General features: G+C 67.1%; 5 protein-coding genes and 1 pseudogene. 1 reads left to right on the forward strand and 5 read right to left on the reverse strand.

Translation table 11 applies throughout. The features are described from left to right. From KDB67_RS17000 to KDB67_RS17015, 4 genes and pseudogenes are all read right to left on the reverse strand, one after another. Positions 1–228: pseudogene (locus tag KDB67_RS17000) on the reverse strand (arsenic resistance protein); the annotation flags it as partial. Between the two features lie 422 nt (positions 229–650). Continuing rightward, a complete protein-coding gene (gene upp, locus KDB67_RS17005) occupies positions 651–1,280 on the reverse strand; it encodes a uracil phosphoribosyltransferase (protein ID WP_291018072.1) in 630 nt (209 codons plus the stop codon). Positions 1,281–1,295: 15 nt separating this feature from the next. Further along, positions 1,296–2,552 (reverse strand): URC4/urg3 family protein, encoded by a 1,257-nt coding sequence (locus KDB67_RS17010; RefSeq protein WP_291018075.1) that lies wholly within the window; start codon positions 2,550–2,552, stop codon positions 1,296–1,298. After that, positions 2,549–3,823 (reverse strand): GTP cyclohydrolase II, encoded by a 1,275-nt coding sequence (locus KDB67_RS17015; RefSeq protein WP_291018080.1) that lies wholly within the window; start codon positions 3,821–3,823, stop codon positions 2,549–2,551. The genes KDB67_RS17010 and KDB67_RS17015 overlap by 4 nt, the downstream gene beginning before the upstream one ends. Positions 3,824–4,007: 184 nt before the next feature. Between KDB67_RS17015 and KDB67_RS17020 the strand changes: the two genes are divergently transcribed. Then, complete coding sequence (locus tag KDB67_RS17020) at positions 4,008–4,721, forward strand: CPBP family intramembrane glutamic endopeptidase (protein WP_291018078.1); 714 nt, start codon at positions 4,008–4,010, stop codon at positions 4,719–4,721. Between the two features lie 66 nt (positions 4,722–4,787). Here KDB67_RS17020 and KDB67_RS17025 read toward each other — a convergent pair. Then, on the reverse strand, positions 4,788–5,818 hold a 1,031-nt coding region (locus KDB67_RS17025), incomplete at its 5' end, for a peroxidase family protein (protein WP_366852455.1).

Here is a 5,818-nt window from a genome sequence, read left to right on the forward strand (position 1 = left end):
GAGCAGTGCCGAGATGAAACGGGTGTCGCGTGCCGCCTCGGCGAGGGAGGCGATCGGGACCTGCAGAAAGGTGACGTAGAGAAGTGCGGCCAGTGCCGGGTTCATCGCAACCGAGAAGGACTCGGTGGTTCCGGGTGCGATGGCTCCCGCGGCGGCTCCTGCTGCGATTGCGGCGATGTAGATCGGGACCTGGTGCCGGTCCATTGCGTCGACGATGTGTCGTGCCATGGGTCGCAATTGTTCCGTATGTGTGGTTGCGTCAGGTGGGTAGGTCACCTGACCCTTCGTGACCCTCGCTCCTGCGTCGCTTCGGCCTCAGGGATCAAGATGATTGGTCGCGTCGTTTGAGGTCTCCGGGATCGAGATAGTTGGTCGCGTCGCTTCGGGTCTTCGGGATCGAGATAGTTGGTCGCGTCGCTTCGGGTCTTCGGGATCGAGATAGTTGGTCGCGTCGCTTCGGGTCTTCGGGATCGAGATGGTTGGTCGTGTTGGTTGGGGTCTTCGGGATCACGATGGTTGGTTGTGTTGGTTCGGGTCTGGGGGATCAAGAAGTGTGGTGAGGGTGCCTTCTTGATCCCTGAGGAGCCGTCGCGCGACGAAGGAGCCGACCGCGTCACGAAGGGTCTGGTGAGATGGGGCTCCCAGATTTATCAGTCGGTGCCGAAGACTCGGTCGGCGGCGTCGCCGATGCCGGGGAGGATGTAGCCGTCGGCGTCGAGTTCGCGGTCTACCGCGGCGGTGTAGATGGTGACGTCGGGGTGGGCCTCTGTGAGGATTTTCAGGCCCTCGGGGCTGGCTACCAGACACACGAACTTGATCGATCTGGGGGAGTACTCCTTGAGGCGGTCGACGGCTGCGACCGCCGAATGGCCGGTGGCCAGCAGGGGGTCGGTGACGACGACGTCGCGTTCGCCGAGGTCGCCGGGCATCTTGAAGTAGTACTCCACCACCACCTGCGTCTTCGGGTCGCGGTACAGGCCGATGTGGCCGATGCGGGCGCCCGGGACCACCGTCAGCATGCCGTCGGCGATCTGTGAACCGGCCCGTAGCACCGCCGCGATCACCACCTTCTTGCCGTCGATCACCCGGCCGGTGGTGGACTCCATCGGGGTGTCGATGGGGATCTCGTGCATCGGGATGTCGCGCAGCACCTCGTACGCCATCAGCGTCGAGATCTCCGTCATCAGACGCCGGAAGTCGTTGGTGGAGGTCTCCTTCTGGCGCATCAGGGTGAGTTTGTGTTCGATCAGCGGGTGATCGATGACGGTCAGTTGTTCCACTGTGTGCTCCTGTCTCTAGAAGACGGTGCCGTCGCTGATGATGGTCAACGGTGGTAGGCCACCGCGCAGACGTCCGGCGGTGACGCGGCCCGCAGCCCAGGTGCCGCCTTCGAGGACGCAGGCCAGCGGGAGTTGTGTTGCGGTGACACCCAGTTCGGCGCGTACGGCACCGGCGATCTCGTCGAGGAGGGCGACAGTCAATGCGCGCCACTCGACGACGAGTTCGTCGTCCACCCGCCACGGGCGATCGGCGAAATCCGGGTCGCGCAGGGTCAGCACGCCGGTGTCCAGGAGTAGTCCGCCGTTGCGGTATTCGGGCAGACCCGTGAGACCGTCGAGACCGGTGACCGGGAAACCGCTCAGTTCCAGCGGCTCGATCAATGAATAGGTGAGCCATTGCGAGAGCTTGTGGAACGGCATTCGGCCGGGCGCCGGTGAGCACCCGTCGAGCGCCGGGTGATACCAGCAATCACCCAGTGCCACAGCGTTTCCTGAATCGTCGGTGTAGGCATTTCCCGACGGCCAGATGGGTGAGAGGTGATCGAGGACCGCACCGAGGACCGTCTCGGCGGTCACCGGCCCGCCCGTGGTGATCGCCTTGAGGAGGCCTCCCGGACGGCCGTCGGAGCCGAAGACGTCCGGGTCGGCGGCCAGCACGTCGCCCAGGCGATGCAGGACGTCGAGCCTGCCGTCGAGGCCCACCAGCGGATTGTCCGCACCGACCTGGAAGGCCGCGGCCAGCTGTTCGGCGGTGAGCGCCCGCAGACCGGCGGCGTCGACACGCAGCGCGGTATCGGGGGCCGACGAGAACGTTCCGGCGAGGAACGCGTGCCAGCTCGCCACACCCAGACCTTCCGACCGGGTGTAGATGCGGTCACCGTCCGGCGACGATTCCCGGAAGGACCAGTCCGGACCCGCACCTGCGTCGAGCAGGACACTGACCACCGTCAGGTCGATGAGGGTGCGGGCCCGGTCGTGCGCGTCCAGGCCGGTGAGCCGCGCTTCGAGTTGGGCGGGGCGATCGACGCCGCCGGCCTCGAAGTGCCGCCACCTGCTGTGATAGGGGATCTGAAGGTCGGGGAAGCGGGATCGGGTCAGCTCCGCCACCTCGTGCGCGGCGCCCGTGACCGCGGCGTCGTCGACGGTGAACCAGCGCGAGTCTCCTGCCCGAGCGCGTGTCAGGAGAAGGCCGGCGCGTTCGCGGATCGTGGTGGTACTGCGCAACACCGCGGCGACGTCCGTCGCAGCGGATGTCACCTCGGTGGCCGTCATCCGCCGAGCCCCCGGCCGCGGACCTGCTTGAGCGCATCCGCATCCGGTACGGGGCCCGGCGTGAAGTATCCGGCGGCCATCTTGGCGTCGATCTCGACGCGGGCATCGGCGGGAACCAGCTCGTCGGGAATGTTGACCCGTTCACCCACCTCGATCCCCGAACCGGTGATCGCGTCGTACTTCATGTTGCTCATCGACACCAGCCGGTGGATCTTGCGGATACCGAGCCAGTGCAGGACGTCGGGCATCAGTTCCTGGAACCGCATATCCTGCACGCCCGCAACACATTCGGTGCGTGCGAAATACTGGTCGGCGGTGTCGCCGCCCTCCTGGCGTTTGCGGGCGTTGTACACCAGGAACTTGGTCACCTCGCCCAGTGCGCGCCCCTCCTTGCGCGAGTACGACACCAGACCCACGCCACCGCGCTGGGTGCCGAGGATGCATTCCTCAATGGCGTGCGTCAGATATGGCCGGCACGTACAGATGTCGGAGCCGAACACGTCCGAACCGTTGCATTCGTCGTGCACGCGGGCGGTGAGTTCGACATCGGGATCGGCCAGATCGCGGGCGTTGCCGAAGATGTAGACGGTCTGGCCGCCGATCGGCGGCAGGAACACGTCCAGATCGGAGCGGGTGACCAGCTCCGGGTACATGCCGCCGGTCTCCTCGAACAGCACACGGCGCAATTCGCCTTCGCCGCAACCGAATCGGGCCGCGACCCCCGGCAGATACCACACCGGTTCGACGGCCACCTTGGTGACGAGGGCGGCGCCGCTGTCGAATAGCACCGAACCGTCCGGGGTCAGCCGACCGCGGGCGATGGCCTCGGTGATCTCGGGGAGGATCACGTGCGCTTTGGTGACGGCGATCGTCGGCCGGATGTCGAAGCCTCGCGCCAGGTAGCCCGAGAATGCGTCGGCCACCATCGCACCCCACGGGTCCAGGCTCACGATCGCCGACGGGTCGCTCCACTGCGGATAGGGGCCGATATGGTCGGTGGGTGAGGTGTTGGTCAGGTCGGCGCGATGGTCGCGGGACAGCGCCCCGGCCGCCACCGCCAGCGCCCGGTACACGCTGTACGACCCGCTGTGCGTGCCGATCACGTTGCGATGCCCGCGGGTGATCGTCGTTCCCACGACCGGTCCGCGCTCGTCGGCTGTTCTTGCACCCCAATGGATTTGGGGGGCATCGGCGCCACCGCTGTGCGAGGTGAGCCGGATGTGTCCGGAGGTCATGTCACCTTCTCCTTCCCTGGGGGAAGGCACCAGCATAGCCACGGCCGGAAGAATGCGCCCGGTGAAATATGTGATCGCCGACATAGCGGTCGGCCGCCATACGGCGACCGGTTACGGAAGGGTCTCGATCGGGGGTGTCTCGATCGGGGAACTTTCCGGTTCCGTGATCGGTTGAATCCCTGAGCCGTCACAGTGGTCGGCGAATGTTCAGGAGGATTTGATGGTGCGGTCGCGGCTCGGTTCGGTGCTCTGGATCGTCGCGACGATCGCGATACTCGTGACCGCCAACCTTCTCGTCGCCCTCGGGCAGTTGCCCACCGCCGTCCACTACGCGGTGGTGCCCGTTGCCGCTGTCGTTCTTGTTGTGCTGGCCCGGGTGTCCGGGCTCGGGTGGGACGACCTGGGTCTGGCGCGTTCGCAGATCCGTCCGTCGCTGCCGTACGCGGCGGCCGCGATCGGTGTGGTGGTCGCGGTGGTCGCCGCCGTTATCGCGGTGCCGGCCTTGCGCCAGTTCTTTCTGTCGGAGAAGTACAACGCGGTGCTGCCCGCGTTGTTTGCGGCCGGAATCGTGATCCCGCTGCACACAGTGATCCCCGAGGAGCTCGCGTTCCGTGGGGTCCTGCACGGTCGTCTGACCCACCTGCTCGGGGTGCGGTACGCGCTTTTCGTCGGGGCGTTCGCATTCGGGCTGTGGCACATCGCGTCGTCGCGGGGTCTGACCGGCGGCAACCAGGGACTTTCCGGTGTCCTCGGCAGCGGGACGTTCGGGCAGATCGCCGGGATCGTCGGGGCGGTGGTGGCGACGGCGGTCGCCGGGCTGGTGCTGAGCTGGCTGCGGCACCGGTCGACCAGCCTCATCGCACCGATCGCGTTGCACTGGGCGCTGAATGCCACCGGCGCCGTTGCGGCCGCGGCGGCGTGGCAGTTCGCCTGAGGGTTCGGACACGACGAAACCCGGTGAGAGGACATTGTCGTCTCACCGGGTTTCGTGGGGTCGGACTCAGACGTCGAAGCGGTCCAGGTTGGAGACCTTGGTCCAGGCGGCGACGAAGTCGTCGACGAACTTGCCCGCGGCGTCGTCCTGCCCGTAGACCTCGGCCAGGGCCCGCAGCTGCGAGTTGGAACCGAAGATCAGGTCGGCGCGGCTGCCGGTCCACTTGGCCTCGCCCGAGGCGCGGTCGGTACCAACGTAGGTGCCGTCGTCGTCTGCCGAGGGCTCCCACTTGGTACCCATGTCGAGCAGATTCACGAAGTAGTCGTTGGTGAGTGTCTCCGGCCGATCGGTCAGCACACCCAGCGTCGAGTCCTCGTAGTTGGCACCGAGCACCCGCAGCCCGCCGACGAGGACGGTCAGCTCCGGCGCCGACAGGGTGAGCAGGTTGGCCTTGTCGAGCAACTCGTACTCGGCCGGGACCTGCGACGACTTGCCTTGGTAGTTGCGGAAGCCGTCGGCGCGCGGTTCGAGGTAGGAGAACGACTCGACGTCGGTCAGCTCCTGTGTCGCGTCGCCGCGGCCCGGGGTGAACGGGACGGCGACGTCGTGACCGGCCGCCTTGGCGGCCTTCTCGACGCCGACGTTGCCACCGAGCACCACGAGGTCGGCAAACGAGACGGTGTTGCCACCGGCCGCGTTGAACGCCGCCTGGATCTCCTCGAGCTTGGCGATGACCTGCGCCAGGGCGTCGGGCTCGTTGACCTCCCACCCGGCCTGCGGCTGCAGACGGATGCGGCCGCCGTTGGCGCCGCCGCGCTTGTCGCTGCCACGGAACGACGACGACGCGGCCCACGCGGTGGACACCAGCTGCGCCACGGTCAGCCCCGACTCGGCGAGCTGACCCTTGAGGGTCGCCACGTCGGCGTCGGTGATGGTGGAGGCGGTCTCGGCCGGGATCGGGTCCTGCCAGAGCAGGTGCTCGGACGGCACCAGCGGTCCGCGGTACAGGTCGACCGGGCCCATGTCACGGTGGATCAGCTTGAACCAGGCGCGGGCGAACGCATCGGCGAGCTCGTCGGGATGATCGAGCCAGCGGC

Origin of the sequence: Gordonia sp. (in: high G+C Gram-positive bacteria) (assembly GCF_020438995.1) — a bacterium.
Taxonomy (GTDB): domain Bacteria; phylum Actinomycetota; class Actinomycetes; order Mycobacteriales; family Mycobacteriaceae; genus Gordonia.

Bases quoted from the DNA above. Each gene is read 5' to 3' on its own strand.
- KDB67_RS17015 (WP_291018080.1), bottom strand. From the start codon at position 3,823: ATGCTGGTGCCTTCCCCCAGGGAAGGAGAAGGTGACATGACCTCCGGA.
- KDB67_RS17020 (WP_291018078.1), top strand. From the start codon at position 4,008: ATGGTGCGGTCGCGGCTCGGTTCGGTGCTCTGGATCGTCGCGACGATC.
- KDB67_RS17010 (WP_291018075.1), bottom strand. From the start codon at position 2,552: ATGACGGCCACCGAGGTGACATCCGCTGCGACGGACGTCGCCGCGGTG.